The organism is Actinomyces sp. 2119 (genome assembly GCF_003591215.1).
Taxonomy (GTDB): domain Bacteria; phylum Actinomycetota; class Actinomycetes; order Actinomycetales; family Actinomycetaceae; genus Actinomyces; species Actinomyces lilanjuaniae.
The window spans coordinates 14,634-40,994 of sequence record NZ_QYRR01000009.1; the positions used below are offsets into that span (position 1 = coordinate 14,634).

Here is a 26,361-nt window from a genome sequence, read left to right on the forward strand (position 1 = left end):
CTACGACCTGCCTTCCCGCCGACCCGCCACGACCACGACGACCAGCACGACCACCAGCACGACCACCAGCACGACGACTCAAAGGAGAGCATCATGACTGACAGAACCGACACCGTTGGCAGCACCGGCAGCACCGGCGGCGCTGGAAACCAGGGCACCTACCTGATGGGGATCGACTTCGGCACCGAGTCCTGCCGGGTCTCCGTCTGCGACGTCGAGGGCCGCCCTCTGGCTCTGGCGGCTACCGGGTACCCCACCTCCCACCCCCGGCCAGGCTGGGCGGAACAGGACCCCGAGGACTGGTGGAACGCCCTCCAGGCCTCCACCCACAGGGCGCTGGACAGCGCGGGGATCTCCGCCTCCCAGATCGCGGGGATCTCCTATGACGCCACTACGCTGACGCTGGTGGCCATGGACAGGCGCGGCCAGGTCCTGCGCCCAGCCATCATGTGGATGGACGTGCGTGCTACCGAGCAGGCCGCCCGGGCGCAGGCCTCAGACTCCGTGGCCCGCCTGTACAACGGCGGGGGGAGCTCCCCGGCCGTCGCCGAGTGGTACCCGTTCAAGGCCGCCTGGCTCAAGGAGAACGAGCCGCAGACCTACATCCAGGCCGCCCACGTGGTGGATGCGGTGGACTGGGCCACCTACAAGCTCACCGGGGAGTGGACCACCAGCATCAGCTCGGCGGCCCTACGCATGTACTACAACCGCAGCCACGGGGGGTGGCCGGAGGACTTCTACGAGACCATCGGCTGCGCCGACGTTCTGGCCAAGGTTCCTGAGCGGGTCCTGGACCTGGGTGTACCGGTGGGGCCGCTGGCCACTGTTCCCGCCCAGCTGCTAGGTCTGCGGCCCGGTATCCCCGTGGCCCAGGGGCCTGCCGACGCCTGGGCCGGGCAGATCGGCCTGGGGGTGCTGTCCCCGGGGTCCATGGCGCTCATCACCGGCTCCTCCCACGTGCTCACCGGCCAGTCGGCCACTGAGATCCACGGGCCGGGGTTCTTCGGCGCCTACACCGACGCCGTCGTGCCCGGACAGTACACCGTCGAGGGAGGGCAGGTCTCCACCGGGTCGGTCCTGAAGTGGTTCAAGGACGGGTTCGCCTCGGACCTGACCAGCGCGGCGGAGAAGGTCGGCCTCAACCCCTACACGGTCCTTGACGCCCAGGCCGCCAAGATCCGCCCCGGTAGCGACGGCCTCATCATCAACGACTACTTCCAGGGCAACCGCACGCCCTACTCCGACTCCAAGGCCCGCGGCATAGTCGCCGGGCTGTCCCTCATGCACACCCCGGCCCACTTCTACCGGGCTATTGAGGAGTCGGTGTGCTACGGGACGGCCCACAACCTGCAGGTCATGGCCGAGGCCGGGTTCCAGGTGCGTCGTATCGTCGCCTGCGGCGGGGCCACCAAGAGCCGGGACTGGATGCAGATGCACGCCGACGTCACCGGTGTGCCCATAGCGGTCACGGAGGTCGGAGACGCCGTGGCCCTGGGGGCCTGCGTCGTGGCCGCCGTGGGAGCGGGCCTGTACCAGGACCTGGGCGAGGCGGCCGCGTCCATGGTCCGTGAGATCGACGTCTTCGAGCCGCGCTCGGAGCCGCACGAGGAGTACCGCTTCTACCTAGAGCGCTACCGCGAGCTGTTCCCCCGGGTCCAGGACACCATCCACAAGGTGGTTGACCGTGAGGCCATGCGCTAGAGAGGGCAGCAGTCAGGGAAAGAAAGAACCGGAAAGAAACAGGAGGTAGTGCCATGGAGCACGATCAGGAGCACCATCAGGAGCACGATCAGGACGGGGGAGACCTGGTGCAGCAGGCCCTCAGGGACGCCGACGACACTGACGTCGTGCTGCGGGGCCGGGGGGTGCTCGCCCGGACTGGTCAGGTGTTCACCGAGCTCTTCGGGCAGGCCCGGGGGGTCGTCGTCGCTGACGGCAACACCTGGGAGGCGGCCGGGCGGGCCGTGCAGGACTCGCTGCGGCAGGCGGGGGTCGAGCTGGCTGAGCCCTGCGTGCTGCCCGCCGTACCGACGCTTTACGCCGACTACCGCAACGTGGAGCTCCTCCGGGAGCGCCTGCGCGACCTGGACGCGGTGGCCTGCTCGGTGGGCTCGGGGACCCTCAACGACCTGGCCAAGCTCGCCAGCGAGGAGCTGGGACGCAGGTACATGCACGTGTGCACGGCGGCCTCGATGGACGGCTACGCGGCTTTCGGGGCGGCGATCACCCGGGAGGGGTTCAAGCAGACGATGACCTGCCGGGCGCCCCAGGGGCTCGTCGCTGACCTCGACGTCATCGCCAGGGCGCCCCGGCGCTGCACCGCGTCCGGGGTGGGTGACCTGATCGAGAAGATACCCGCTGGGGCGGACTGGATCCTGGCCGACGAGCTGGGGATCGAGCCCATCGACCACGAGGCCTGGAACCTGGCCCAGGGGTCCCTGGGCAGGGCAGTCGGTGACCCTGAGGGGCTGGTCGCGGGACGGGCCGAGGCCTTTGAGGGGCTCCTGGAGGGCCTGGTCATGTCCGGGCTGTCCATGCAGAGGTACCGTGCCAGCTCACGGCCCGCCTCCGGGGCAGGACACCAGTTCTCCCACACCTGGGAGATGGAGCACCTGGGCGCGGAGCAGGAGCCGCCCCTGACCCACGGCTTCAAGGTAGGTCTGGGGACCGTCGCGGTGCTGGCGCTGTGGGAGCGGGTCGTCGGCCCTGGCAGTGCTGGCAGTGCAGGTAGCGCTGGTGATGCTGATAGCGCTGGTGGTACGGACCTGGGTGCCCTCGACGTGGACGCTGCCGTGGCTGCCTGGCCCAGCGCCGAGCAGGAGGAGGCGCGGGTGCGTGCCTCCTTCACCGGGGCGATGGTCGAGCCCGCGGTGCGCCAGACCATGGCCAAGTACGTCAGTGCCGAGGAGCTGCGCCAGCGCCTGGAGCTCGTGCGGCGCTCCTGGCCGCAGGTACGACGCCGCTGCCGGGCGCAGCTGGTCGCCGCCGCCGAGGTGGAGAGCCTCCTGCGCCGGGTGGGCGGTGTCTACCACCCCCAGCAGGTCGGCCTGAGCCGCCAGCGGTTCCGTGACACCTACCTGCGCTCGCGGATGATCCGCTCGCGCTATACGCTCCTGGACCTCCTCTACCAGGCCGGGGTCCTGGAGGCGGAGGTGGACGCCCTCTTCTGCGACGGCGGCTTCTGGGCTGCTCGCCCGTGGTCACGGTAGCTGTTCCGCTGGTCCTGGCGGCGGTTCCCGGGCGGTCCGCGAGGTCGCCGCCCCGGGGCTGCGGGCCACCAGGGACGGTCGTGTCAGCCGGGTGGATCAGCCACCACCAGGCTGACCTCCGCCTCCCGCAGCCGCGCTACCAGGTCGGGGTCAAGGCCGGAGTCGACGACGACGTGGTCGAAGTCGGTGAGGTCGGCGAACTTGAACAGGGCACGACGGCTCATCTTGGTGTGATCCAGCAGGAGCACCGAGGTGTGCGCGGAGCGCATCATGGCCCGCTTGACCTCCGCAAAGGCCTGGTAGGGGTGGTAGCAGGACAGCCCGGCGATGCCGGAGGCGGACAGGAAGCAGAAGTCGGCGTGCATGGAGGCGATCTGCTCGGTCACGTACTGGCCCATCATGGCGTGCGCCCAGGGCTGGTACTCTCCGCCGGTGACGACGAGCTTGGCGGAGCGGGCGGAGGCGATCTCGTTGGCTACCAGTAGCGAGTTGGTCACCACCGTCATCGAGCCGAGGTCCGCGACGGCGCGAAGCAGCCAGATACCGGAGGTCGAGTCGTCCATCATGAGCGAGCTGCCGTGGGGGACCAGGGCTGCGGCTGCCGAGGCGATGCTCTTCTTGGCCGACGTGTTCTGCTGCAGACGGAAGTCGGCGTCGGCCTCGTGCAGGCTTGAGGCCAGGGCGACGACCCTGCCTCGGTGCCGCTGGACCATGCCACTGTCCTCCAGGGCGGCCAGGTCCCGGTAGATCGTCATCGTGGACACGCCCGTCAGTGCGGCCAGCTCCTCGACGCTGACGTTGCCGCGCGCGAAGACCGTCTCAGCGACGGCCAGACGGCGGTCCCGGGGACTGCCTGGTGGGTCGGGCTGCAACGGGACTCTCCTGAGGGTCGTGGCTGAAGGGGCCTTCTCACGCTACTGCCAGCCGTCGCCGGGGAGGCGCCTTGGGCACAGTGACCTGGGACAAGTGGCCTGGGGGCCGCGCGGTGCCTGCGGGCACCGGGACGGGTGTGCTCGTGTTGTAGCTGGCCGCGTCGGGTTCCGCTGCACGTGTGCGCGGGGCGAGGATGGGACCATGTGCCCAGGGCCGTGCGCCCAGGTCCTCTGGCACCCTGGTTCCAGGGATGTGGTGCCCTCTGGGTGGCAGCACTGGCGGCCTGGCCGCGAACAGGCCGCAGACAACGTGACAAGACGTGACAACAGACTGCAGACCACGGCAGCAGGAGGAGCGTATGAGTGACGTGGCTGGTGGGACGCCTCCCGTGTACGCCAGCACCGATGAGCGCGCCTACACCGCCGCCTCCATGTACTACCTTCAGGGCGAGACCATGGAGGTCGTTGCCCGGCACCTAGGCGTGTCACGCTCGACCGTCTCCAGGCTCCTGGCGCACGCCCGCAGCACGGGCCTGGTGCGTATCGAGCTGGAGAGGCCCACGGGCGACTCCGCGGTCGTCAGGCGGCTTCGTGAGGAGTTCGGGGTGCGTGCCCGGCTGGTGCCTGTACGCAGGGGTGCCACGGAGATCCACCGGCTCAGGCAGGTGGCCACAGTAGCTGCCGAGCAGCTGACCGGCTACGTCACCCCGGGGTCGACCGTCGGGGTGGCCTGGGGGACGACCGTCTCCGAGATCGCGCTGTCCCTGCACCGGGCCACGGTCCCCGACGTCACGGTCGTCCAGCTCAACGGTGCCTCCGACGCGGTGGGGGAGGCGCCCTTCGCGGGGGAGGTCCTGTCGCGCATCGGAGAGGCTTTTGGCGCACGGACGGTCGCCTTCCCGGTGCCCGCCTTCTTTGACCGGGTCGAGGTGCGTGAGGCCATGTGGAAGGAGCGCTCCATCCGCAGGGTGCTGGCCCTGGCTGACCACACCGACGTCGCCGTGTTCGGTGTCGGCTCCGTGCGCGGGGCGGTTCCCTCCCAGGTGTACCAGGGAGAGCACCTGACCATGGAGGACCGTCGCACCCTGCGCGAGGAGGGGGTGGTCGGCGACGTGTGCACCGTGCTGCTGCGAGCGGACGGCACCTACCGTGGTATCGCCCTCAACGCCCGTGCGACCGGCCCCACGCCCGCCCAGCTCGCCCACATCCCGGTCCGGCTGTGTGCCGTTGCCGGGGAGGCCAAGGCCCCTGCGCTCCTGGCGGCCTTGCGTGCCAGGGTGGCCACGGACCTGGTCGTCGACGAGGCCACGGCCTACCGTGTGGTGGAGATCCTGGAGCGACGCCGCTAGGTGGGGCCGGGGCGCAGCGGCCAGGTGGGCACGGTCGAGGGTGGCCGTGAGCGGGTGTGGCACAATGTCGCGCCACCGGGCGGAGGCAGGTAGACAGACGGGTAGTACGGATATGAGTGACTATGAGTGATACGGCGGCGTACGTGCCAGGTGGCGCCCAGGGTGTGGCTGCCCCGGGGGCTGTCCGCCCCGGGGCGGGTACCGTGCCCGGGCGCGCCGCAACGGGCCAGGGTGGGCCGGGTACGGGAACCCGGACCCTCCTGCGTCCGGCCCGCCCGGCCGACGTTCGGGCGATCGCCGAGCTGGTGCAGCCCTACTCCGACCGCAGGGTCCTCATCGCCAAGGACCTCATCTCCTACTTTGAGGACGTCCAGGAGTTCACCGTGGCCGAGGACGTGGCCACCGCCAGCGCGCAGGCCGCCGACGGGTCAGCATCCCCGGGCTCGGCCATCGTGGGGTGCGGGGCGCTGCACGTCATGTGGGACGACATCGCTGAGGTGCGGACCCTGGCGGTCCACGCCGACCACCTGGGCAAGGGGGTGGGTTCGGCCCTGCTGCGTGAGCTGGTCGAGCGCGCCCGTACGCTGGGGCTCCAGCGCCTGTTCTGCCTGACCTTTGAGGTGGAGTTCTTTGCCTCCCACGGGTTCCGCAGGATCTCGGGTACTCCGGTGGGCACGGACGTGTTCTCCGAGATGGTCCGCTCCCACGATGACGGCGTGGCCGAGTTCCTCAACCTCGCCCGGGTCAAGCCCAACACCCTGGGCAACACCCGTATGCTGCTGCAGCTGTGAGTGGGAAGCAGACGGGCACCGGGTCTCCCGGGTCTCCTGCCGGCCGGGAGGGCGGGCGCGCCCGCCCAGGTGAGGCCCAGGCCGCCTCCGTGGGTGCCCTGACCCCGCAGTCCGTCATCTCCTGGTATCGGCGCAGTGCCCGTGACCTGCCGTGGAGGAGGCCGGGGACCACGCCGTGGGCGGTGCTTGTCAGTGAGGTCATGAGTCAGCAGACCCCCGTCTCACGTGTCGTGCCGGTCTGGCAGGAGTGGCTGCAGCGCTGGCCCGGGCCGGAGGAGCTGGCTGGTGCCCCAGCCTCGGAGGTCCTGCGCGTGTGGGGCCGTCTGGGCTACCCGCGCCGGGCACTGCGCCTTAAGGAGTGCGCCCAGGCGGTGGTAGAGCAGCACGGGGGCGTCCTGCCCCGGGACAGGCAGGAGCTGCTGCGCCTGCCGGGCGTGGGGGAGTACACGGCCGGGGCGGTCGTGGCCTTCGCCTACGGGCGGCGGGCGCTGGTTCTGGACACGAACGTGCGCCGGGTGCTGGCGCGGGCCGTCGGCGGTCAGGCCCTGCCTCCGCCCAGCCTGACCCGGGCTGAGCGCAGGCGTGCCGAGACGCTCCTGCCCTCCGGCGACAGCGAGGCGGCCGCGTGGTCGGTGGCGGTCATGGAGCTGGGCGCCCTGGTCTGTACGGCCCGTGAGCCTGGCTGCACCGCCTGTCCCTGGGAGGGTGGCTGCGCGTGGGTGGCGGCAGGTCGTCCCGCCGACCGTCACGCCTCCAGGCGCAGGACACAGGCATGGAGGGGGACGGACCGCCAGGCCAGAGGCATGGTCATGGCGGTGCTGCGCGAGACTGACGGACCTGTTGAGTCCGGTGTGCTGCGTGACGCCGCGGCACGGGCGTGGCAGGCCGGTCGCACCGCAACCGAGCGGCGCTCGCAGGGGCGAGCCGGGCTCGACGCCTCCTGCGACCGGGTACTGGCCAGCCTGCTGGCTGACGGCCTGGTTGTCACCCCTGACGGCGGCGCCACCTTCTCCCTGCCCTGACTGTCTCCCCCTGCTCCTGTGCTCCTCGCCGTCCTGACCTGCTGCTCCTGTCCTGCCGCCCGGCCCTTGCCCCTGGGACTCGCCTCGAATCCGTGCCTGTGGAGGCGTGGGTGGTGCGGCGGTCTCGTGAGCCACGGGTGCGGGCTGGCGGCGACGGTGGGTGAGGCGCTGGTCGGCGGGGGGAGTGGTCACCGGTACAGTCGTCTCCATGGCTCAGGGACGGGGGAACGACGCTGGTCGGCAGCCAGCGGGCAGGCGAGGGGCGGCCCGCCGCCGCGTCAGTAGTAGCGCCTCCTCCAGCAGCCAAGGCAGGCCGCGCCGTCAGGCCTCCGGAGGCTCCCGCGGTGTAACCCACCAGAGGCGCTCTGGTGCTGTCGGAGGGGAGGCGGGCACGGCTGCTACGGGACGCGCAGCTGGTCGCCCTGGCGCCTCCGGGTCCTCTAGTGCCTCCGGTACCCGGACGCGCCAGGCCGTGCCCGGTACGGCTCGCTCCGCTCGCGCTACCTCCACGCAGGCAGGGCGTCCCAGCAGGCGGGCTGCGGCCAGGCGCCGCTCCTCCGGGCGCACCACCGCAGCCGGTGCCCAGGCGGCACAGGCCCGGCGCGGTTCAGGGCAGCGTTCGCATCGGCCGACGTCGCGCACGCAGGGTCAGGAGCCCCGTTCCGCCGGTTCGCAGGGAGCGCGCGGTGAGACCCACACCCCGCGCCGTCCCGCCTCCACAGGTGCGGCCACAGGAACCCGGGGCCGCGCTACCCCGAGGTCCTCGCAATCCCGGCCTGCCCGGCGGGCGCCCCGGCGCCCTCGCTACGGGCTGAGGCGTCTTGTCTTCGCGATGGCGGCCGTCCTGCTTGTCGTGGGTGTGGGGGCGGGGGCCGTCGGCGGGGCTGCGTGGATGCGCCAGACTATCCGTTCCCAGGAGCAGGAGCGGGCGGCCGCCCAGACCCACACCGTCTACCCCGATCCGCAGGCCTGCGACCCGGCCTCCCTGGCGACGCAGGTCAGCGGACCTGAGTCCGTCAGCGCCGGCGCAGGTGCCACCTTCGTCCTGCGGGTCACGAACGACGGTGACGTCTCCTGCCTGCTGGATGCGGGCAGCGCCTCTCTGGGGGTCGTGGTCACCTCGGGCAGCCAGCAGGTCTGGAGCTCCACGGCCTGCCAGGAGGGGGCCTCAGAGCGCACCCTGCTGCTGGGGGGCGGCGACTCCACGGAGGTGACTCTAGGGTGGAACGGCTACGTCACCACGTCGGACTGCGCCCTGGCAGCAGCACCCGCGCCCGGGGCGCAGGCGGAGCCCTCTGCCTCGGCGTCACCGGGCGGGACAACCGGGCCGGGTCAGGCCTCGACCAGCCCGTCAGCCGCCCCGGCGCCCTCGGACCCCGGGGCGGCACCGGAGCCGTCCTCCGCGTCTGACCCTGCCCGGGAGGAGCCCTCTGCCGGGCAGAGCTCGGTGGCAGGGCAGGTCGCAGCGGCCGGGACCTACCGCTTCCGTGTCGTCCTGGGGGACCAGGACCTGAGCGAGGACACGGTTTTTCTTGTCCAGTAGCTGCGCGGCAGTCATGTCGTGGTCGTGCAGTAGTCATTCAGCGAGCGGGCCGTCAGCGACCTGGGCTGGCTGACCTGGCTGGCGGTGCTCCTGGGGAGGGGGTTCAGGTGGTGTAGCGCTCCACGATGGAGATCTCAGCCAGCCGGGACAGGCCGTCGCGCAGGATCCGTGCCCCGTGGCTTCCCACTCCCTCCACGGCGGCCAGCTCCTCGGTCGTGGCGCCCAGCACCGCCTGGAGGGAGCCCCAGTGCTCGACGACCGCCCGTGAGGTGGTGACGGGCAGGCGTGGGATCTTGGAGAGGATACGCAGCCCCCGGGGTGAGACCGGGGTGTCCAGGTCCTGTCCGTCGCTGCCTCCCAGGCCCATGGAGCGGGCCACCATGGCCAGGTCCAGGAGGGCGGGGGAGCCCACCCACTTCAGGCGGGCCTCCACCGCTGGGGGCTCCAGCCCGGTCGCCAGGTAGTCCTCCAGGAGGAAGCTGTGCTCGGCTGCGAGCCCGCGGGTCAGCTCTTCTACCTGGAGGGCCAGGAGCCGCCCGTCTGTCCCCAGCTGGAGGACGTAGCCGTCGATGTCGGCGGAGATACGCCGCACCATCTCCATGAGCTGGAGCACCGAGGTGACGTCACGCACGGTGACGAGGTCCTCGATCTCCAGGGAGTTGAGGGCGGCGGAGGTCTGGTCCAGGCGGGACTTGTAGCGCTCCAGCGCGGCCAGGGCCTGGTTGGCGCGCGAGAGGATCACCTCGCTGGGGTCCAGGACGTGGCGCCTGCCGTCGACGTAGAGGGAGATGATCCGCATGGACTGGCTGACTGAGATGACAGGGTAGCCGGTCTGGCGGGCGACGCGCTCGGCGGTGCGGTGACGCATCCCGGTCTCGGAGGTCTGGATGGAGGCGTTGGGCAGGAGCTGGACGCTGGCACGGCGGATACGGTTGGTGTCCATGTCCACCACGACGGCACCGTCCATCTTGGCCAGCTCGCGCATCCGGGCGGCTGACAGCTCGACGTCCAGGTGGAACCCTCCGGAGCAGATCGCCTCGACCACGGGGTCGAAACCCAGCACGATGATCGCACCCGTGCGCCCTCGCAGGATCCGCTCCAGGCCGTCACGCAGGACGGTCCCAGGAGCGACGAGCGCAAGGGTCTCGCGCAGCTGGCTGGCGGGCTCGGTCATCAGTGCCTCCTGGTCGTGGGGCGTCCTCGGTAGGAGGGGCTCGGCGGGTGGTTGCTCCAGGGGAGGTCTGGACGGTCCTGGTGGGTCCAGGTGCTTCCCGTGCCCGCCGGGGCCATGGTAGCGGCCAGTACCCCCGGTACCCCGGTACTAGCTCTTCAACGTCCTGGCAGAGGCTACCCCTGGGGGAGCGCTGCTCCCAGGGCCTCGCCCACGTGGGACACGGGCAGGACCTGCACGCCCGGCACGGGGCGCAGCTCCTGAGAGCCCGCTAGGGGGACGAGCGCCCGGTCGAACCCCAGGCGGGCGGCCTCCGCCAGGCGCCGCTGGATGCCGACGGTGGCACGCACCTCCCCGGTCAGCCCGACCTCACCCAGGGCCACCAGCCCCGGGGAGGTCGGCAGACCGCGTGCGGCCGACACCACGGCGACGGCGACCGCCAGGTCGGTGGCAGGCTCCACGGCGCGCGCTCCGCCCACCGTGGAGACGTAGACGTCGCTGGAGGAGGTGTCTACGCGCACGCGGGCGCCGAGCACGGCCAGTGCCATGGCCACGCGGGAGTGCTCCACCCCGGAGGTGGTCCGCCGGGGCGAGCCTGCGCCGGTGGGCGCGACGAGCGCCTGGACCTCCACAGGGACGGGGCGGCGCCCCTCCAGGGTGACGGTGGCGCAGGTGCCGGGGACCTGTGACCGCGAGGCCGACAGGAACAGGCCGGAGGGGTCGGCCAGGCCGGTGATGCCGCGCTCGCCCAGGTCGAAGCAGCCGACCTCGTCGGTGGGGCCGTAGCGGTTCTTGACCGCCCTCAGCAGGCGCAGGCGGGCGTGACGGTCCCCCTCGAAGTGGGTGACCACGTCCACCAGGTGCTCCAGGACCCGGGGGCCCGCGATCCCGCCGTCCTTGGTCACGTGCCCGACCAGCAGGACGGGGACGGAGCGCTCCTTGGCCACGGCGATGAGCGCCCCTGCCACCGAGCGCACCTGGTTGACGCCCCCGGCGCTGCCCTCCACCTGGGCGGAGGCGACCGTCTGGACGGAGTCCACCACCAGCATCGAGGGGGAGGCCTCCTCCACGTGCCCCAGGAGCGCGCCCAGCTCGGTGACCGAGGCCAGGAGCAGCCCCGGGTCCAGGGCGTCGATGCGCTCGGCCCGCAGCCGGACCTGGGAGGCGGACTCCTCCCCGGTGGCGTAGAGGACCGGGCCGTCGCCGCGCGCGCGGGCTGCTGCGGCTGAGCGCGCCGCGACGTCGAGCAGCAGCGTGGACTTGCCCACCCCTGGCTCGCCCGCCAGGAGGACCACCGCTCCGGGGACGATCCCGCCGCCCAGGACACGGTCCAGCTCCTCGACGCCGGTGGAGCGGGCCCGGGCCTCCTCCGCGCTGACCTCCCCGATGGGGCGGGCAGGCTCAGCAGGTGGTACCGCCGGGGTGGCAGGCAGGCCGGCTGCCCCGGCCGGGCCGCCTGCCGGGGAGGGGGAGACCTCCTCCAGGGTGCCCCACGCGCGGCACTCGCGGCACTGTCCCTGCCACTTGGGCGCGGTCCAGCCGCACTCGGTGCAGCGGAAGGAGGGGCGCGGTGCCCTGCTGGCCATACCTCCGGTCATGCTGGTGGTCCTGGTCGCTGCGTGGCTGGGGAGGGTGTGGCTGCGGAGTCTGGCATGCAGGCAGGGTAGCCGCAGGGTGTGACAGCAATCGGGGCGGTGACCTGAGGACGCTGCCGTCCGCTGTGCTCGGCTGTCCCCGGTCCTGCCCCCTGCCCGCCTCACCGTAGTCCGGAGGTGGTAGCCGGGGTCCGTCAGACGATGGAGTGTCCCTCCACCTTTAGTTGGGTCTGGTATTGATGAATGTCAGCTTTTTGCCTGTGGTTGTTGCGGCGGGTCCCGACGACTGTTACCGTGACGAGACAACCGAAAGAAGTCGGTTGTCTTGGTCTCGGCTATGGAAGGAGTGCAGACCGATGACCTCATCCTCGCTGTTGTACAGTCCCGTGCCTAGCCCCATCCTGCTGGCGTCTCCTGTGGTCACGCGAGCCCGTTTCCGTTTTGATCAGGCTATCGTGCGTCACGACGCGTGGTTCCTGGTGTTTGTCGCTGTGATTCTTGCGCTTGGTGCCACTCTCATAACGGGAATGGCGATCTGGTGCGTCGTCAACCAGCATGGAGCCTTCACCGGCAGGTGGGCCTGGAAGAGCGGGCTCCAGGTCTATTTCGAGTGCAGGCGCTGACTGTGCCTCACTCGGGTAAGCGCGCCTTCTCCGTCCCTGCTCCTGTTCCTGGGAGCAGGGCGGAGTGGGCGCGTCAGGGGGCGGTTGTCGATGTTGGGAACCTGACCTTCTCCTATAAAACGACTCCGGTGCTTCTCAGGGTGTCGTTTAGCGTATATCCAGGTGACTTTGTGGCCATGATCGGTCCCAACGGCTCGGGGAAGTCGACGCTGTGCCGGGTCCTGCGCGGTATTGTCCCCACTCCTGCGGCCGCACGCGTGGAGGTCGGGGGCGAGCCTGCCGGGTCAGCTCCGGCCCTGCGCATGACCTGCTACACCGCCGATAACGACCACGTGCCCCGGTTTCTCAGCGCCCAGGAGTACGTCCGGTTCCTGGCACGGCTCCACTCGGCACCAGGACGCCGGATCAGGTTTGACCCGGCTGCCGTTGACCGCCTGTTCGCCACGCTGGGCATGGGAGGCCGGACCCGCGAGCTCATGAGCGGCTACTCCCACGGCATGGTGAAGAAGACCCAGCTGGCTGCGGCCCTGCTGGTCAGCCGCCCCGTCACGGTCGTAGACGAGACCATGAACGGCATCGACATCGAGGCGCAGTACCGTATCGAGGGGATGCTGCGTGACTACTGCGCCGCCGGGGGCGCGGTCATCATGTGCAGCCACGACTTCTCCATGCTGCAGCGCTGCGCCAACCGGGTCATCATGCTTGACGAGGGCTATATCGTCGAGGACGCCTATACCGAGTCGCTAGCTCGGCAGTCCACGAGCATTGAGGCCCTGGTCACCAGCTACCTAGGGGTCGGTGGTGGCTAGAGGCGCGGTCCTGGAGAGGCCGGCACGCCTGGCGCAGGTGCTCCGCCTCCTCGCCCTCTACATCGTGCGGGTGGTGGTCTCTCGCGGGATCCTGGCCTCCCGGACGGTGCGTCGCGTCCTGGTCCTGTGCGTCACGGTGACAGGCCTGCTCATGGGCTCCCTGTCCTACCTCTTCCTGCGTCAGTCCGGTGATGACGCGCAGGTCGCGGTCTTCGTCTTTCGGCTGATGGCTGGCTCAGTCCTGCTCTGGGCGCTGCTGTCGGTCCTGGTTGTCCGCGTGCTCGTCCAGGGGTCCCCAGAGATGATGGCGACGACGACCCTGCTGCCGGTCACCGCCCGGGAGCGCCAGCACGCGGTCAACGTCCTGGAGGCGGTGCTGGCCGCCTGTGTCAGTGCCGCCGCCCTGTTCTCCTTCACCACCGGGGCGGTTCTGGCCTACGGGGCGCCAGTCATGGCCGAGGTCCTTGCCTGCGTCGTCCTGCCCTGCCTGAGTGCGCTCACCGTCCTGCTCATCCTGTGCCGCCTGGCGGACCTGGCCATGGCGGCGGTCGGCATAGGAGGAATGAGGGCGAATGCCATTGTCCTAGCCCTCATGCTGACAGTGGTGCGCTCCTGGGGGTGGGTGTCGGACTACACCAGGCGCCTCAGCGCCTCTGCGCTGGACGGCGGGGAGGAACCGTTCACGCTGTGGCCACTGGTCTTTCACGACCTGCTGGCGGTGCACGGTGTGCCCGCCCTCCTGCTCGCTGCCGTGGCGGCCACCATGACTGGGGCGGTGCTGATCCTCCTGGTCCCCGCGCCGCCGGTGCCCGTGAGGCCGCGCTACTACGCCCTGCGCCTTCCCGGCAGGCTGGTGGCCCTGGCGCCGTCGTTCTCCTACCACCTGGCCCAGGCGGCCCGCAGCAGGTTTGTCGTGGACAACCTGATGATCTCTGGGACGGCGGCGGTTCTCATTCTTGCCCTGCGGGTGCCGATCAGCTCCGTGTGGGCGCTTGAGCCCGTGGTGATGGGAGGCTTCTTCCACTACGCCAGCGTGAACCCGGGGCTCTTGGTCTTCCTCCCCCGCCAGAATACTGTCTGGCTGTACGCGCAGATGGTCGGGGCACAGGTCGTCATCGTGCTGCCCTTTATCGTTGGTGCCCTGCTCCTGGACGCGATGGCGGGAGTAATAACGCCGCAGGCCTCAGCCATTGCCTGCGCCAGCGTGATCTCCTCCGCGGTGGTGACGGTCTCGGTCGGCTCGATCATGCCGGCCCACGATGACAACCCGGTCTCGGTCCTCCTGGGCACGGCGATTATCGGTGTCATCCTGCTGCTGGCCGCCCTGATGCTGGGAATTGTCCAGCTCCCGGTGGTTGTCAATATCTCTGCGGCTATCGTTGGCTGGATTGCTGTAGCGGCTATAGGCGTCGCAGGAATCAGTTACAATAGAAAGGTGTCTCACTCATGAGGATCATGATGAGGGTCCTGCTCTCCGCCATGACGAGTCTTGTGGGGACGCTGGCCCTGGCGGTCTTCTCCATTCTCTCCATTATGTTCCAGACCACGGAGGAGGAGGCGTACAGGACTGCCCTGTTCGGTTCCGTCTTCTTTCGTTCCGAGTTGTTGGACGACGGAAATATTGAGGCGTCTGCGGGGATTCAATCTTTTGCTCCCCTTGGCGTGATATGGGCGGTAATATTCGTCTTCTGTCTCCTCGTCTTCGCGATCTATGACAGGTTGAAGGCTCGGCGGAGGGAGCTCCTTGAGCAGCAGGACGACGCCCTGGGCTGATATTGCAGACCTATCATTCCGCCCGGTTGTGCGGCTGGTGGCGCGTGTCGGGGCAGTGCCTGTGGTCGTGGCGCTTCCGGCTCTGTGCTTCCAGCTGGCGGTGGAGTGGGGCTCGGGCTCCTACGGGGGGTCACTGCTGTTCGTCCACCTTCTGGTCGTGGTTGTCGCAGGGCTGGCTGGCTCCTACAGCCTCCACGAGGCGGGGCACCTCCTGGCCGCACGCCGCTGGTACCCGGCGGGGACGCAGGCCGCCTGGCAACTGACCGCCCTGCGAGTGTCGCTGCTGACCCGGGGCGTGCCTCCTGCGCGGGGTGCGCGCGCCCTGGTCGCGGTGGCTGGCCCGCTGCCCTGCGTGGTACTGGGCGCGGTTATGGCTGTGGTGAGCGCACCGACGTGGCTGTGGGCGTGGTACCTGTGCCACGGGGTCTTTCTCCTGCCGGTATTCGGTGATGGGATCACGGTATGGAGGTACCTGCTACGGAGCCTGCGAGTCAGTTCTGCCAGAGAGGCGGGAGATGGCCACGGCCCGTCACGGTAGTATCTAGGACGGGCAGCAGCACCCGGGTCTGCCTCAGGGCGCCCACTTTGCTTGCCTGGATCACACCCGTCAAGAAAGGCCGCTCATGCGCCCTGAGATACAGGTTGGGCTCGCTGTCACGGCGCTGTTTGGTGCCCTCGCCGTCGCGGCAGGATGGCTGCCATGGGCTCCCTTCATGAGAGGTGCTGGGCACCGCGTCGTCAGGACGGTGGTTAGCCTGGCCGCAGTGCTCGGCATCTTCACGGCGTGGACTTGGACCTGGGCTGACGTGCAGGTGGCGTACCAGTTCGGCGACGGAATGGCGCTGTGTGGTGGCAGCATACTGTTCATGCTCCACACCGCCCCGGAGTACGTGGAGGGGCTGTCCCATGACTGCGTGGTCCGCAGCCGGGTCGGTGTGGGCCTGCTCCTGGCGGCGGCGATAGCCGTGCTGCTGCTGGAGTACTGGGTGCTGCGGAAGGTGTCAGCGCGCCGACGAGCCAGGGCGGTCTCCTCAGAGGCCACCGACCACCCGGGCAGCGGCCTCTGAGAGGACCGATGGGGAGCCTGGAGGGGCCGTCTGGTGGCCAGCCTGGTACCCCAGTAGGTGGCTCGCAGGCTTGCCCGACCACCCCGCTAGTAGACGGCGGCTTGTGCTGCCGCTACTGGCTACCGCTGCTGGCGCTCCAGCGCCTGGCGCGCGCGCTGTGCCACGGCCTCCCCGGTGAACCCGTAGTCCTCGAACAGCTGGGCGCCGGGCGCGGAGGCGCCGAAGTGGTCAAGAGAGATGACCTCGCCGCTGTCACCCACCAGCTCGCGCCAGCCCATGGCGACCCCCGCCTCCACGGAGACCTTGACGGCGTCATCCGGCAGCACCGAGACGCGGTAGTCCTCCGGCTGCTGGGCGAACCACTCCAGGCAGGGAGCGGAGACCACCCGGGTCGGCACACCCTCAGCCTGGAGGATCTCCCGCGCCTCCATGGCGACCCCCACCTCGGAGCCGGTGGCCACCAGGACCACGGCCGGTGCCGCAGTGGTCACCTCGCCGTCGGCAGGCTCCCCCGTCTCAGCCAGGACGTAGGCCCCCTGGCGCACCCCGACGGCGGCGGCCCCGGGCGTGGCGTGGACGGTGAGGTTCTGGCGGGACAGGACGAGGCCTGCGGGCTCCTGGGAACGGCACAGGATCTCCACCCAGGCGGCGGCGGTCTCGTTGGCGTCGGCGGGGCGGACCACGGCCAGCCCGGGGATGGCGCGCAGGGCGGCCAGGTGCTCGATGGGCTGATGGGTGGGGCCGTCCTCACCGACCCCGATCGAGTCGTGGGACCACACGAAGACCGACCCGACTCCCATAAGGGCCGCCAGGCGCACCGCTGGGCGCATGTAGTCGGAGAAGACCATGAAGGTCCCCCCGTAGGGGCGGGTCAGGCCGTCCAGGGCGATGCCGTTGAGGATGCCGCCCATGGCGTGCTCGCGCACACCGAAGTGGATGGTGCGCCCGTAGGGGCCGTCGCCCTCCTTCGGCGCCACCGAGGCGGGCAGGAAGGATGGCTGGCCAGCCATGGTGGTGTTGTTGGAGCCCGCCAGGTCCGCCGACCCGCCCCACAGCTCGGGCATGACCGGGGCCAGGGCGGAGAGCACCTTGCCGGAGGCCGCGCGGGTAGCCAGGGAGTCGCCCATCTCCCATGTGGGCAGGGACTGCTCCAGCCCCATGGGGAGCTGCCCAGCCTCCAGCCGCTCCAGCAGGTCGGCCTGGTCGGGGTGGGCCTGCCGCCAGGCCTCGAACCGGGCGTCCCAGTCGGCCCGGGCCGCTGCGGCTCGCCTGGCCGCCTGGGAGCGCGTGTGGGCCAGCAGCTCCTCGGGCACATGGAAGGCCTGGTCGGGGTCCAGGCCCAGGGTGGTCTTGAGGCCTGCGACCTCCTCGCCGCCCAGCTTGGCCCCGTGGGAGGACTCGTCGCCCTGCTTGGTGGGGGCCGGCCAGGCGATCACCGTGTGCAGGCGGATGAGGCTGGGGCGGCGGGTCTCGGCCCGGGCGTGGTCCAGGGCGGTGTGGAGGGCGTCGTAGTCCTCCTGGTAGGCCTCCCCGGCCGTCCAGTCGACGTCGATGACCTGCCACCCGTAGGCCTCGAAGCGGGCGGAGGGGTCTTCGGTGAAGGCGATGTCGGTGCCGCCCTCGATGGAGATGTCGTTGTCGTCGTAGATGGCGATGAGGTTGCCCAGCTCCTGGGTGCCCGCCAGGGAGGCGGCCTCGGCGGTGACCCCCTCCTGCATGCACCCGTCGCCCATGATGGTGTAGACGTGGTGGTCGAAGACGGACTCCCCCAGGGGGGTGTCGGGGTCGAGCAGGCCGTGCTCGTAGCGGGCGGCCATGGCCAGGCCCACCGCGTTGGAGAAGCCTGCGCCCAGCGGGCCGGTGGTGGTCTCCACGCCGGGGGTGTGGCGGTACTCGGGGTGGCCCGGGGTCAGGGAGCCCTTCTGCCGCAGCTGGCGCAGGTCCTCCACCTCCAGGCCGTAGCCGGCCAGCACCAGCTGGATGTACTGCAGGAGGGAGGCGTGGCCGGCGGACAGGACGAACCGGTCGCGGCCCAGCCACCTCGGGTCCGCCGGGTCGCCGCGCATCTCGTGCTGGTAGAGCAGGTAGGCGACCCCGGCCAGGGAAATGGGTGTGCCCGGGTGCCCTGACCCGGCCTTCTCGACGGCGTCGGCGGCCAGCGCCCTGGAGACAGCGATGGCCTGGCGGTCGAGGTCGCTGAGCAGAGGCTCCGTACTCATGGGTGCTCCTTGCTGCGTGGTGTCGCTCGTTAGTGCGTGAAGTTGTGATGTCGCTTGATGTCGTCGTTGCTGGCCGTTGCGGCTTGCTGGCTGCTGGAAGCATTGTCCCCCCGGACGCAGGATGTGAGCAACATGTCATCGTGGTGCTGCTGGGGCGCCTGCGCCAGGCAGAATGCCTCGCGTCCGCTTGCTCACACCCACTCGGCAGGGTTGGCGACGACCCCCTCCAGGACCGCCCAGGCCGCTCCCGTGGCGCCGGGTGTCTCGTCGGAGGGTGCGGGCAGCACGCGCGGGGGCGACCAGGGGGAGGCCAGGACTCGTCGGCTCAGCTCGGGCTCCAGCTCGGGACGCAGCACCTCGGTCAGGGGTGCCAGGTGCCCGCCGAGGACGACTGCGGGAATGTCCAGGATGTTGATCGCCGCGCTCAGGGCCACCGCCAGGGCGTGGGCGGCTGCCGACACCGAGGCCCGCGCCTCCTCCCGGCCCTCCTGCCACGCACGGACCAGCTGGTCGGGGGAGGCGTCCTCACCCAGACCCGCCCCGGTAAGGATGACCCGGCGTCCGGCGTAGCGCTCCAGGCAGCCCCGGTTACCGCAGCCACACTCGGGCCCGTCCGGGGCCACCTGGACGTGGCCCACCTCCCCGGCGAACCCAGCCGACCCGTGGATGACGACACCGTCGCGCACCAGCCCCGCGCCGATTCCGTTCTCCCCGGACAGGTAGATGAAGTCGTGGGTCTGCGCCTGGGCGCCCGGGCGGGTGCGGGCGGCCACCAGCGCGCCGAAGTCGGCCTCGTTGCCCACCAGCAGCCTGCCTCCCACCGGGTCCAGGCGTGAGGCCAGGCGGGTGGCCGGGGCCACGCCTGACCAGCCGAGGTTGGGGGCGCGCAGCAGGGTGCCCTCGCTGACCAGGCCGGGCAGGGCCAGGGCCGCACCGGCCAGGCGCGCGCGTGCCAGGGCGGGGGCCTCCAGGACCTGCTCCATAAGGTCGGCAAGACGGCTCAGCGTTGCTGTCGGGTCCGAGCCTGCCAGGTCCGCGTGCACCACTCGCTCGGCCAGCACCGCCCCGGACAGGTCGATGGCGCGTACTGCCATGCGTGAGACGTTGACCTCCAGTCCCAGGGCCGCCACCGTCCCCCGGGCCGGGACCAGCGGCACGGCGGGTCGCCCGGGACCCGAGGAGGCTGCAGGCGGCAGCTCGGTGAGCAGGTGGGCGGCCACGAGCGCGTCGACCAGGCGGGAGGCGGTGGAGCGGGTCATGCCGGTCGCCGCCGCCACGTCGGCCCTTGACAGAGGCGCAGGGGAGGCGAACACGTGCTGCGCCACAAGGGCCAGGTTGGTGTCGCGCAGCGAGGACTGGCTAGCAGAGGCGGCGCGCCGTCTTGAAGGCAGTCGTGAGGGTGGTGCGGGGGAGGCTGCCGAGGTGGGGCGGACTAACGTGCGCCCGCCCGGGCGTCGCAGTTTCTGACTCACCCCTTGACCATACTCCATCACCGTGCCATAGTTGTTCCAATAAACAAATGCTGCTGCCAGGGTCCTGGGCGGCCCGTCCCAGGTCGTCTGACGCCGTCGCTGTCCCACGTCGTCTCGCGCAGTCTCCACGCATCTCACGTCGTCTCAAGGAGGAGACCATGGTCCGCACACCCACCAAGGAGGACAGGTTCTCGTTCGGCCTGTGGACGGTCGGCTGGAACGCCGTCGACCCCTTCGGCACCGGGACCCGCCCGGTGCTGGACCCCTGGGAGTACACCGCCCGGCTCGCCGAGCTGGGGGCCTGGGGCATTACCTTCCACGACAACGACGTCTTCGACTTCGACGCCTCGCAGACCGAGCGCGAGCAGCGAGTCAGACGCGTGAGGAAGGTCGCCGACCAGGCTGGCCTGGTCATCGAGATGGTCACCACCAACACCTTCACCCACCCCGTGTTCAAGGACGGGGGTCTGACCAGCAACGACCGGGGCGTGCGCCGCTTCGCCCTGCGCAAGCTGTTGCGCAACGTGGACCTGGCCGCGCAGCTGGGCGCGACCACCTTCGTCATGTGGGGCGGTCGTGAGGGTGCGGAGTACGACTCCTCCAAGGATCTGGGTGCCGCCTTCGAGCGCTACAAGGAGGGCCTGGACACGGTGGCCGGCTACATCAGGTCCCAGGGCTACAGTCTTCGCATCGGCCTGGAGCCCAAGCCCAACGAGCCGCGCGGGGACATCCTCCTGCCCACCGTGGGTCACGCCCTGGCGCTCATCGCCGAGCTGGACAACGGTGAGGTCGTGGGCCTGAACCCCGAGGTGGGCCACGAGCAGATGGCAGGCCTCAACTACACCCACGGCATCGCCCAGGCCCTAGTGGCGGGCAAGCTCTTCCACATCGACCTCAACGGCCAGTCGGGCATCAAGTACGACCAGGACAAGGTCTTCGGCCACGGCGACCTGGCCAGCGCCTTCTTCACCGTGGACCTCCTGGAGAACGGCTTCCCCGGCGGAGGCCCCCGCTACGAGGGGCCGCGCCACTTCGACTACAAGCCCTCACGCACCGAGGGCCTGGAGGGGGTGTGGGCCTCCGCGGCGGCCAACATGGAGATGTACCTCATGCTCGCGGACAAGGCGCGCGCCTTCCGTGCCGACCCCGCTACCGCCGAGCTCATGGACAAGGCCTCCGTGCCTGAGCTGGCCCAGCCCACGCTCGCCCCCGGGGAGTCCGTCGCAGACCTCCTGGCTGACACCAGCGCCTACGAGGACTTCGACGCCACGGCTGCGGGTGCGCGCGAATACCACTTTGTCGAGCTCTACCACCACGCCATGCGCCACCTCATTGGGTGACCTGGCCTGCCGTCTCCCTGTTTTCCTGCCGGGATATGACGGGAGGTGGTCGGCGGCTGCTGGCCGCCCACGTCCGCGTACCGCACCGAGACGGGCCTGGCACGCGGACAGTCTGCGAACAGACCGGACAGACAACCCTCGCCTGGTCACACCGGGCGCGCTCGGGGACACCCGGGAAGGAGACCTCATGACACTCGTAGCCGGAATCGACTCCTCCACCCAGTCCTGCAAGATCGTCATCCGCGACGCCGCCACCGGCGCCCTGGTCCGGCAGGCGAAGACCTCTCACCCCGATGGCACCGAGGTCCACCCGGACCACTGGTGGACGGCGCTGGAGCAGGCTGTTGACGCCGTCGGTGGTCTTGACGACGTCTCCGCCCTCAGCGTGGGAGGGCAGCAGCACGGGATGGTGGTCCTTGACGCCCACGGCGAGGTGATCCGCCCCGCCCTGCTGTGGAACGACACCCGCTCCGCGCAGGCTGCTGAGCAGCTTGTCGCCGACCTCGGGGACGGAGACGTCGCTGTCGGGCGAGCTGCCTGGGCTGATGCCGTGGGCAGCGTCCCGGTGGCGTCTCTGACCGTCACCAAGCTGCGCTGGCTGGCCGACCACGAGCCGCAGGCTGCCGCCCGCGTCGCGGCCGTGTGCCTGCCCCACGACTGGCTGACGTGGAGGCTGTCAGGGTCGCGCTCCCTGACAGACCTGGTCACCGACCGCTCCGACGCCTCCGGGACCGGCTACTTTGACGCCGAGGCCAACGTCTACCGGCGTGACCTGCTGGCCCTGGCGCTGCGGCGCCGCGAGGAGGAGGTGGCCGACATCGTCCTGCCGCGCGTGGCGGGACCCAGGGAGGCTGTTGGCCGCGGAGGCGGCGATGTCGCCGGGCGGGACCTGTCCCACCTGGTTCTGGGGCCCGGGTGCGGGGACAACGCCGGGGCCGCTCTGGGGCTGGGCCTGCGTACCGGGCAGACCAGCGTGTCCCTGGGCACCAGCGGCGTGGTCGCCGCGGTCTCGGCCGTGGCCACCCACGACGCCTCTGGTCTGGTCACCGGCTTCTCCGACGCCACCGGAGGGTTCCTGCCGCTGGCCTGCACTCTCAACGGCGCCCGGGTGCTGGATGCGGCCAGGACGGTGCTGGGGGTGGGCTACGAGGAGTTCGACGCTCTGGCCCTGGCCGCGCCTGCCGGAGCGGGCGGCCTGGTGCACGTGCCCTACCTGGAGGGGGAGCGCACCCCGAACCTGCCTCGTGCCACCGGGGTGCTCACCGGGATGACGCTGGCCTCTCTCACCCCGGGCAACTACGCCCGCGCCGCCGTGGAGGGGCTCCTGTGTCTCCTGGGGGGCGGGATCGACGCCGTGCGCTCGCTGGGGGTCGAGGTCGGCTCGGTGGTGCTGGTGGGCGGCGGCGTGAGGTGGGAGTGCGCCCGTAGGCTCGCTCCAGCCGTCCTGGGGGTGCCCGTGGAGGTGCCTGAGCCGGGGGAGTACGTGGCCGACGGCGCCGCCCGGCAGGCCGCCTGGGTCCTGGACGGGGGTGAGGAGCCGCCCGTCTGGGAGCTCGGCCCGGTTGAGCACCTGGAGGCCGAGCCTCAGCCCGAGGTGCGTGCCGCCTACGAGCGCGCTGCCGCCCTGGTGGCCTCCTCCCAGACGTCGTAGGGGCGGCGACGTTCCACGTGGTGGTGTGGTGGAGTTTCGCATCGCGGGACCGGCGACGATATCGCGCGCTGCTGCGTCTGGCGCCGCAGGCCTGGGACCTCGGGGCCGCGGCGGTGGACCAGGTGCCCAGGAGCTCCGCTTCCCGGGCCGGTACCCTGTGTGGGAAAAGAGGCCGGGCCGCCAGGACCCGGTAGCGGTTTCCGGCCGTGCGTTGCTCACAGCGGTCGCAGCCCTGCATCAAGGAGGATGCCCATGAGTGTCGTGGTGGTGGGGTCGCTCAACGTGGATCTCAACGTGACTGTGGATCGTCTTCCCGGGCCGGGGGAGACCCTTCTGGGCGCTGGCGGCCGCACGAGCCCTGGCGGCAAAGGGGCCAACCAGGCGCTCGCCGCCGCCCTGCGCGGGGCCGAGGTACGCATGGTGGGGGCGGTTGGCGAGGACGCCAACGCTGCCGTCGCCCTGAGCCGTCTGTCACAGGCAGGTGTGGACACGTCCCTGGTGGCTGGCCTGGACGCGCCTACGGGGCTGGCTGTGTGCGTGGTGGACGGCGCCGGGCGGAACACTATCGTCGTCGTCCCGGGTGCCAACGGTCTGGTTGGTGCCGCCCAGGTGGAGGCGGCCGCGCCAGCGATCACCCGTGCCAGCGTCCTGGTGCTCCAGGGAGAGGTTCCTCCTGGTGCGGTGGCTGCGGCCGTGAGGGCGGCCTGCGGACACGCTGGCGGGGCTGGGGTCCCTGGGCGGCCCCGTATCCTTCTCAACCTCGCTCCCGTCATCCCGCTGGACGCGCGGATCGTGCAGCTGGCCGACCCGCTGGTGGTCAACGAGCACGAGGGCCGACTGGTCCTCAAGGAGGTCTTCGGCATCGACCCGGCCTCCTTGGAGAAGCAGGCCGACCCGGACGTCGCGGTGGCCCGCGCCCTTGTGACCCAGGGCCTGGCCTCGGTGGTCATGACCCTGGGGGAGCGGGGTGCGGTCGCGCTGGAGGCGGGAGATCCCAGTAGGCCGCTGGCCTTCCCCTCACCCCGAGTGGCGGTGGTGGACACGGTGGGCGCTGGGGACGCCTTCGTGGGGGCGCTGGCGGCCAGCCTGGCGGCAGGTGGCACGCTCGCCCAGGCCGTGGGGGCCGGGGTGCGGGTGGGAGCCTACGCCTGTACCGGCCGCGGCGCCCAGGACTCCTACCCGGGGCCGGGGGACGAGCTGCCGCGGTAGCGGGGTGCGGCATCCCGACTCCGCTCGTGCCAGTGCGGTACGTCCGCCTTACATCCTCCTTACCTCCTCCTTACCTCCTCCTCCTCGCGCCCGGGGGCGGGCGTGAGGGCCGCCGCACGCTCCAGTACCTCCAGGGCTCGCTCTTGACGCCCGAGGGTGGACGTGAGAGCATGGATGTAGTCCATTCGACGATGAATGGATATACACCAGGTTGGTGCGTCAGCCCTGGTGGGTCTGCCGGAGCAAGGAGGCTCTCGCGTGGCACAGATAGACAGCACTACGGACAGCGGCACAGGCAGGAGCACCTCGGGCAGGCCGGGCGGGTCGGGTGTAGACCGGAGGGTGCGGGCAGGGGCGAGCGCGGCTTGGCGACGCCCAATCCTGTGGCGTACGGTGGCGGCGGCGGTGCTGGTGGCCGTCTGCCTCCTGGGCACACGGTTCGTCTCGCCCTCCGAGGCTGAGGCGATCCTGTCGGGTGACAGCGTCGACCCCGTCGACTACGCGACGGACACCTACTCCGACGTCGTCGCCTACGTGGAGGACAACGCGGTCCCCCTTCCCGAGCTCGCGGCCGATCTGGAGGCTGACGAGGACGCGGCCGCCGAGCAGCACGGCCAGCGTGACGGCGAGGCCGCCTACACCTACGCCACCACCTTCACCGGCATCGTGGGTGGGGGAGGCTTCGGCACCGTCTCGGTCCAGGTGGACGGCATGCCCCGGGGTGTGGCCGTCTACGTGCCCACCGGGCCGGCACTGACCGGGACGGCGCTGCGGGACGTCACGGGGGAGACCACCTTTGACATGTTCACCAACCAGATCGACTACGCCCAGGTGGGCATTACCCTCAACGAGCAGGTCCGCGACGACGTCCTAGTCCCAGCGGACCTAGCCTCGCTGGGCGGGAGGACGGTCACCGTGACGGGCGCCTTTGCCTACTCCGACCCCCAGGCCATCACCGTCGTGCCCGTAAGCATCGAGGTCGGGTCATGACGGCGGGGCGGCCGACGGCACCTACTCGGCCAGTGGTCCTTGCGGGGCGGGGCGTCACCAAGGCCTATGGGGCCACCCACGCGCTGCGCGGCGTGGACCTGGAGATCCACCAGGGCGAGGTTCTCGCCCTCATTGGGGAGAATGGAGCCGGGAAGTCCACGCTGATGAAGATACTCTCCGGCGTGGAGCAGCCCAGCTCGGGGACCGTCGAGCTCGACGGGCAGCCGGTGCTCCTCGCCTCCCCGGCGCAGGCGGTGGCGCTGGGCGTGGCGATCATCCACCAGGAGCTCAGCCTGTGCCCCAACCTCTCCGTGGTGGACAACATCTTCCTGGGCCGCGAGCTGGCTGGGCCCACCGGTGTGGCCAGGCGCCGTGAGCGCGAGGCCACCCGCGCCGTCCTGGAGCGGCTGGGGGAGGAGATCGACCCTGACGCCCTGGTGGGCGACCTGAGCCTGGGCCAGCAGCAGCTCGTCGAGATCGCCCGCGCCCTGGACGAGGACGCCCGAGTACTCATCATGGACGAGCCCACCTCCGCCCTGTCCGCCTCCGAGGTCGAGGTCCTCTTCAGTGTCATCCGCGACCTGACCTCCCGTGGCGTCGCCGTGGTCTACATCTCCCACCACATGGATGAGTGCCTGGAAGTCGCGGACACTGCCGTCGTCCTTCGGGACGGCAGGCTGGTGGCCAGCCGTCCCGTGGCGGAGGTGGACCTGCCCTGGATCGTGCGCACCATGGCCGGACGCGACCAGTCTGACCTTTTCCCCGCCATCACGGCGAGTCCGGGACAAGTGGTTCTCCAGGTGGAGGACCTTATGGTGCCCGACCCGGCCAACCCCTCCCGCCTCGCGGTGGACACGGTATCCCTGAGCGTGAGGGAGGGCGAGGTCGTCGCCGTCTACGGGCTCATGGGCGCCGGGCGCACCGAGCTGCTAGAGACCCTGGCCGGCCGCCACCGCCCGGCCGCAGGGCGGATCCTTCTGGACGGGCGGGACGTCACCGCTACCTCGGTGGCCGACAGGATCGACCAGGGCGTGGTCCTGGCGCCGGAGGACCGCCAGGCTGACGGGCTGGTCCAAGTCATGAGCGTGGGCTCCAACATGTCGCTGGCCGCCCTGAGACGCCTCACCCGGGCGGGCGCCATCCACAGGCGGCGGGAGGCCGCCGAGGTGGGCCGGGGGATCGAGGCAGTGCGGGTCAAGACGGAGTCCGCCTCTGCACCTATCACCTCCCTGTCCGGCGGCAACCAGCAGAAGGTGGTCCTGGCCAAGGTGCTCATGACTGCCCCGCGCCTGGTGCTGCTGGACGAGCCCACACGGGGCGTGGACATCGGCGCCAGGTCGGACATCTTCGCCACGACGGCGCAGATCGCCGGGTCCGGCGCCGGAGTGCTCCTGGCCACCTCCGAGCTGGCCGAGGCTCTGCAGGCCAGTACCAGGCTCCTGGTCATGGCCCGGGGGCGCCTGGTGGCTGAGCTGGACCCGTGCACCGCTACCCGCGACCAGGTCATGGCCGCCACGGGTGAGCAGCTGAGGACCGGGTGACAGCCGCACCTGCTTGCCTCGCCGCAGTGATGGCACGACCGCCGCGACTACCGCGTCCGTTCGACTGGGCCTCACCCGCACCACCTCGCGACTGACCCTCATCACCTTCATCCAC

At 70.7% G+C, this 26,361-nt stretch carries 22 protein-coding genes; 17 read left to right on the forward strand and 5 right to left on the reverse strand.

From position 1 onward, the window contains the following. The first annotated feature begins 93 nt into the window (after positions 1-93). Both D4740_RS10875 and D4740_RS10880 read left to right on the forward strand, forming a co-directional pair. On the forward strand, positions 94-1,701 hold the full coding sequence (locus D4740_RS10875) for a ribulokinase (RefSeq protein ID WP_119836975.1): 1,608 nt from the start codon (positions 94-96) through the stop codon (positions 1,699-1,701). A gap of 53 nt (positions 1,702-1,754) precedes the next feature. Next, complete coding sequence (locus tag D4740_RS10880) at positions 1,755-3,209, forward strand: sn-glycerol-1-phosphate dehydrogenase (RefSeq protein WP_119836976.1); 1,455 nt, start codon at positions 1,755-1,757, stop codon at positions 3,207-3,209. Between the two features lie 83 nt (positions 3,210-3,292). Here D4740_RS10880 and D4740_RS10885 read toward each other — a convergent pair whose 3' ends face one another. Further along, positions 3,293-4,081, reverse strand: coding sequence for a DeoR/GlpR family DNA-binding transcription regulator (locus tag D4740_RS10885; protein WP_205570082.1), 789 nt, complete (start codon positions 4,079-4,081; stop codon positions 3,293-3,295). 359 nt (positions 4,082-4,440) lie between these two features. On the opposite strand from D4740_RS10885, the gene D4740_RS10890 reads away from it, so the two are divergent. The 4 genes from D4740_RS10890 (at position 4,441) to D4740_RS13375 (ending at position 8,786) form a co-directional block, all read left to right on the forward strand. Next, entirely contained in the window at positions 4,441-5,430 is a 990-nt protein-coding gene (locus D4740_RS10890; RefSeq protein ID WP_119836977.1) for a sugar-binding transcriptional regulator, read from the forward strand. Between the two features lie 122 nt (positions 5,431-5,552). Next, a complete protein-coding gene (locus D4740_RS10895; protein ID WP_119836978.1) occupies positions 5,553-6,221 on the forward strand; it encodes an amino-acid N-acetyltransferase in 669 nt (222 codons plus the stop codon). Between the two features lie 89 nt (positions 6,222-6,310). After that, on the forward strand, positions 6,311-7,243 hold the full coding sequence (locus tag D4740_RS10900; RefSeq protein WP_243107017.1) for an A/G-specific adenine glycosylase: 933 nt from the start codon (positions 6,311-6,313) through the stop codon (positions 7,241-7,243). A gap of 208 nt (positions 7,244-7,451) precedes the next feature. Next, complete coding sequence (locus tag D4740_RS13375) at positions 7,452-8,786, forward strand: hypothetical protein (RefSeq protein ID WP_259390809.1); 1,335 nt, start codon at positions 7,452-7,454, stop codon at positions 8,784-8,786. A 103-nt stretch (positions 8,787-8,889) separates the two neighbouring features. On the opposite strand, the gene disA is transcribed toward D4740_RS13375, so the two are convergent. After that, complete coding sequence (gene disA, locus D4740_RS10910) at positions 8,890-9,960, reverse strand: DNA integrity scanning diadenylate cyclase DisA (RefSeq protein WP_119836981.1); 1,071 nt, start codon at positions 9,958-9,960, stop codon at positions 8,890-8,892. 173 nt (positions 9,961-10,133) lie between these two features. Continuing rightward, positions 10,134-11,555, reverse strand: coding sequence for a DNA repair protein RadA (gene radA, locus D4740_RS10915; RefSeq protein WP_259390810.1), 1,422 nt, complete (start codon positions 11,553-11,555; stop codon positions 10,134-10,136). Between the two features lie 353 nt (positions 11,556-11,908). Here radA and D4740_RS10920 point away from each other — a divergent pair, with 353 nt between their 5' ends. The 6 genes from D4740_RS10920 (at position 11,909) to D4740_RS10945 (ending at position 15,824) form a co-directional block, all read left to right on the forward strand. After that, positions 11,909-12,175, forward strand: coding sequence for a hypothetical protein (locus D4740_RS10920; protein ID WP_220475045.1), 267 nt, complete (start codon positions 11,909-11,911; stop codon positions 12,173-12,175). A 140-nt stretch (positions 12,176-12,315) separates the two neighbouring features. Beyond that, positions 12,316-12,984, forward strand: coding sequence for an ATP-binding cassette domain-containing protein (locus D4740_RS10925; RefSeq protein WP_259390821.1), 669 nt, complete (start codon positions 12,316-12,318; stop codon positions 12,982-12,984). Then, positions 12,977-14,434 (forward strand): hypothetical protein, encoded by a 1,458-nt coding sequence (locus tag D4740_RS10930; RefSeq protein ID WP_147392909.1) that lies wholly within the window; start codon positions 12,977-12,979, stop codon positions 14,432-14,434. The genes D4740_RS10925 and D4740_RS10930 overlap by 8 nt, the downstream gene beginning before the upstream one ends. Further along, complete coding sequence (locus D4740_RS10935) at positions 14,431-14,757, forward strand: hypothetical protein (protein ID WP_119836984.1); 327 nt, start codon at positions 14,431-14,433, stop codon at positions 14,755-14,757. Before D4740_RS10930 ends, D4740_RS10935 begins: the two co-directional genes overlap by 4 nt. 28 nt (positions 14,758-14,785) lie before the next feature. Further along, entirely contained in the window at positions 14,786-15,295 is a 510-nt protein-coding gene (locus tag D4740_RS10940; RefSeq protein WP_147392910.1) for a hypothetical protein, read from the forward strand. A gap of 226 nt (positions 15,296-15,521) precedes the next feature. Continuing rightward, the gene (locus D4740_RS10945; RefSeq protein ID WP_182911406.1) at positions 15,522-15,824 is read left to right on the forward strand and encodes a hypothetical protein; all 303 of its coding nucleotides are present in this window, start codon (positions 15,522-15,524) and stop codon (positions 15,822-15,824) included. 119 nt (positions 15,825-15,943) lie between these two features. Here the strand turns inward: D4740_RS10945 and tkt are convergent, their stop codons facing one another. Continuing rightward, complete coding sequence (tkt, locus tag D4740_RS10950) at positions 15,944-18,043, reverse strand: transketolase (RefSeq protein ID WP_119836987.1); 2,100 nt, start codon at positions 18,041-18,043, stop codon at positions 15,944-15,946. 191 nt (positions 18,044-18,234) lie between these two features. Beyond that, a complete protein-coding gene (locus D4740_RS10955; RefSeq protein WP_259390811.1) occupies positions 18,235-19,515 on the reverse strand; it encodes an ROK family protein in 1,281 nt (426 codons plus the stop codon). A 158-nt stretch (positions 19,516-19,673) separates the two neighbouring features. Between D4740_RS10955 and xylA the strand changes: the two genes are divergently transcribed. The 5 genes from xylA (at position 19,674) to D4740_RS10980 (ending at position 26,246) form a co-directional block, all read left to right on the forward strand. Then, complete coding sequence (gene xylA, locus D4740_RS10960; RefSeq protein WP_119836989.1) at positions 19,674-20,855, forward strand: xylose isomerase; 1,182 nt, start codon at positions 19,674-19,676, stop codon at positions 20,853-20,855. 187 nt (positions 20,856-21,042) lie between these two features. Then, entirely contained in the window at positions 21,043-22,506 is a 1,464-nt protein-coding gene (locus D4740_RS10965) for an FGGY family carbohydrate kinase (RefSeq protein ID WP_119836990.1), read from the forward strand. Between the two features lie 252 nt (positions 22,507-22,758). Further along, a complete protein-coding gene (locus D4740_RS10970) occupies positions 22,759-23,715 on the forward strand; it encodes a ribokinase (protein ID WP_119836991.1) in 957 nt (318 codons plus the stop codon). A 258-nt stretch (positions 23,716-23,973) separates the two neighbouring features. After that, positions 23,974-24,705, forward strand: a complete 732-nt coding sequence (locus D4740_RS10975) for a DUF2291 family protein (protein WP_182911407.1) — start codon at positions 23,974-23,976, stop codon at positions 24,703-24,705. Further along, positions 24,702-26,246 carry a sugar ABC transporter ATP-binding protein gene (locus D4740_RS10980; RefSeq protein ID WP_119836993.1) on the forward strand — a complete coding sequence of 515 codons (1,545 nt, stop codon included), beginning with the start codon at positions 24,702-24,704 and terminating at the stop codon, positions 26,244-26,246. Before D4740_RS10975 ends, D4740_RS10980 begins: the two co-directional genes overlap by 4 nt. The last annotated feature ends 115 nt before the right edge of the window (positions 26,247-26,361 follow it).

What these genes read in the sequence shown, in the direction of transcription:
- D4740_RS10875 (WP_119836975.1), top strand. Translation starts at nt 94, where the DNA reads ATGACTGACAGAACCGACACCGTTGGCAGCACCGGCAGCACCGGCGGC.
- D4740_RS10880 (WP_119836976.1), top strand. Translation starts at nt 1,755, where the DNA reads ATGGAGCACGATCAGGAGCACCATCAGGAGCACGATCAGGACGGGGGA.
- D4740_RS10890 (WP_119836977.1), top strand. Translation starts at nt 4,441, where the DNA reads ATGAGTGACGTGGCTGGTGGGACGCCTCCCGTGTACGCCAGCACCGAT.
- D4740_RS10895 (WP_119836978.1), top strand. Translation starts at nt 5,553, where the DNA reads ATGAGTGATACGGCGGCGTACGTGCCAGGTGGCGCCCAGGGTGTGGCT.
- D4740_RS13375 (WP_259390809.1), top strand. Translation starts at nt 7,452, where the DNA reads ATGGCTCAGGGACGGGGGAACGACGCTGGTCGGCAGCCAGCGGGCAGG.
- disA (WP_119836981.1), bottom strand. Translation starts at nt 9,960, where the DNA reads ATGACCGAGCCCGCCAGCCAGCTGCGCGAGACCCTTGCGCTCGTCGCT.
- radA (WP_259390810.1), bottom strand. Translation starts at nt 11,555, where the DNA reads ATGACCGGAGGTATGGCCAGCAGGGCACCGCGCCCCTCCTTCCGCTGC.
- D4740_RS10920 (WP_220475045.1), top strand. Translation starts at nt 11,909, where the DNA reads ATGACCTCATCCTCGCTGTTGTACAGTCCCGTGCCTAGCCCCATCCTG.
- D4740_RS10935 (WP_119836984.1), top strand. Translation starts at nt 14,431, where the DNA reads ATGAGGATCATGATGAGGGTCCTGCTCTCCGCCATGACGAGTCTTGTG.
- tkt (WP_119836987.1), bottom strand. Translation starts at nt 18,043, where the DNA reads ATGAGTACGGAGCCTCTGCTCAGCGACCTCGACCGCCAGGCCATCGCT.
- xylA (WP_119836989.1), top strand. Translation starts at nt 19,674, where the DNA reads ATGGTCCGCACACCCACCAAGGAGGACAGGTTCTCGTTCGGCCTGTGG.
- D4740_RS10965 (WP_119836990.1), top strand. Translation starts at nt 21,043, where the DNA reads ATGACACTCGTAGCCGGAATCGACTCCTCCACCCAGTCCTGCAAGATC.
- D4740_RS10970 (WP_119836991.1), top strand. Translation starts at nt 22,759, where the DNA reads ATGAGTGTCGTGGTGGTGGGGTCGCTCAACGTGGATCTCAACGTGACT.
- D4740_RS10980 (WP_119836993.1), top strand. Translation starts at nt 24,702, where the DNA reads ATGACGGCGGGGCGGCCGACGGCACCTACTCGGCCAGTGGTCCTTGCG.